This window comes from Planctomycetota bacterium, assembly GCA_026387035.1.
Classification (GTDB): Bacteria; Planctomycetota; Phycisphaerae; order FEN-1346; family FEN-1346; genus JAPLMM01.
In genome coordinates this window covers 1-1,996 of record JAPLMM010000127.1, presented here as the reverse complement: position 1 = coordinate 1,996, position 1,996 = coordinate 1, and the positions used below count along the sequence as shown (strand labels likewise).

Below are 1,996 nucleotides of genomic sequence, written 5' to 3'. Positions count from 1 at the left end.
TGTGGCTTCCGGCGGTGCTGATGACGGCGCATCCGGCCGACGTGCCGCTCGCCGAGGTCCGGTTGCTCCACATCGAGTTCGTGTTGACGAAGCCGGCCGACCGGCACCAAATCGTTTCGGTGGTGAGCCGGCTGGTGCGAGCGGCGTGGCACGCCATGGCGCCGCCCGAGGCCGACAGGCCGGAGTTCCGTGACCCGTGGAAAAAGGCATTGGACAACAAGGAAAGGAGCACGCAGTGAAGTTGACACCGATTGGAGACCGTGTGGTCGTGAAACGCCTGGAGGCCGAGACGCGGACCAAAGGCGGCATCGTGCTGCCGGACACGGCCCAGGAGAAGCCGAAGCGCGGGAAAGTCGTTGCCGTCGGCGAAGGCAAGCGGCTCGACTCGGGCGAACTCGTGAAGCCCTCCGTCAAGGCGGGCGACGAGGTCCTCTTCTCGAGTTTCGCGGGAACCGAAGTCACCGTCGAGGACGAGGAAGTCCTCGTCATGGGCCAGGACGACATCCTGGCGGTCGTCCGTCATTAGCCATTCGTAACTGTGTTTTTCAACGCAGAGAACGCAGAGGCCGCAGAGGGAAGATTGAGTGACAACGGCAAGGCCATTTCCGCCACCGGCTCGCAAAGCATGTTGTTTGCCGTTCCCCTATCTTTGCAGTTCTCGGCGTGCTCTGCGTTCTCTGCGTTGAGATAGCGTCGTAGAATTGGGTGAAATTCCAAAGGAAAAGGAGACTCGATCGTGCCACCGAAAAAAATCGCATTCGACACCGAAGCGCGCGAGGCCATTCGCCGAGGCGTCGCCATCCTGACCAAGGCCGTCCGCGTGACGCTCGGCCCCAGCGGACGCAACGTCATCCTGGAAAAGAGTTTCGGCGCCCCGACCGTCACGAAAGACGGCGTGACGGTGGCCAAGGAAATTGAACTCGAAGACCCCTGGGAGAACATGGGCGCCCAGATGGTCCGCGAGGTCGCGTCGAAAACGAGCGACGTGGCCGGCGACGGGACGACGACCGCGACGATCCTCGCCGAGGCCATCTTCGTCGAGGGCCTCAAGAACGTGACCGCCGGCGCGACCGCGATGGAACTGAAGCGAGGCATCGACGCGGCGGTGACGGCGGTGGTGGCGGAACTGGAGAAAAGGGCCAAGCCCGTCACGGACTCGAAGGAAGTCGCACAGGTCGGCATGTGCGCGGCCAATCAGGACGCCGAGATCGGGCAGATGATCGCCGACGCGATGCAGAAGGTCGGCCGCGACGGCGTCATCACCGTCGAGGAAGGCAAGAGCCTCGAGACGACCGTCGAACTCGTGGAGGGCATGCAGTTCGACAAGGGCTACGTCTCGCCGCACTTCGTCACCGACTTCGAGTCGATGACCGCGGAGTTGGAGAAGCCCTACATCCTGGTGCACGAGAAGAAGATATCGAGCGTGAAGGAACTCCTGCCCCTGCTGGAGCAGGTCGCCCAGTCGGGCCGGCCGCTCCTCATCATCGCCGAGGACATCGAGGGCGACGCCCTCGCCACGCTCGTCGTCAACCGCCTCCGCGGAACCCTCCAGTGCTGCGCCGTGAAGGCGCCGGGCTTCGGCGACCGCCGAAAGGCCCTGCTCGAAGACATCGGCACCCTGACGGGCGCAACGGCGATCTTCGAGGACCTCGGGACCAAACTCGAGAACGTGAAGATCGAGCACCTGGGCCAGGCGAAGAAGGTCTCCATCGACAAGGAGGCGACGACCATCATCGAGGGCGCCGGCGAAACCAGCGCCATCAAGGGACGTCTTGAAGCCATCCGCAAAGAGATTGAGACCACCACCAGCGACTACGACCGCGAGAAACTGGAAGAGCGGCTGGCGAAACTGTCGGGCGGCGTCGCGCAGATCCACGTCGGCGGCGCGACCGAAAGCGCGGTCAAGGAAAAGAAGGCCCGCGTCGAGGACGCCCTGCACGCCTGCCGCGCGGCCGTCGAGGAAGGCATCCTGGCGGGCGGCGGCGTGGCGATGCTC

3 protein-coding genes are annotated in these 1,996 nt (G+C 64.2%); all 3 read left to right on the top strand.

Features of this window, described 5'->3' with window-relative positions:
• Positions 1-239: hypothetical protein (locus NTX40_04270; GenBank protein MCX5648299.1), on the top strand; the 239-nt coding region annotated here is incomplete at its 5' end.
• Positions 236-526, top strand: a complete 291-nt coding sequence (gene groES, locus NTX40_04265; protein ID MCX5648298.1) for a co-chaperone GroES — start codon at positions 236-238, stop codon at positions 524-526. The genes NTX40_04270 and groES, both read left to right, overlap by 4 nt.
• 210 nt (positions 527-736) lie before the next feature.
• The coding region (groL, locus tag NTX40_04260; protein ID MCX5648297.1) for a chaperonin GroEL at positions 737-1,996 on the top strand (1,260 nt) is incomplete at its 3' end.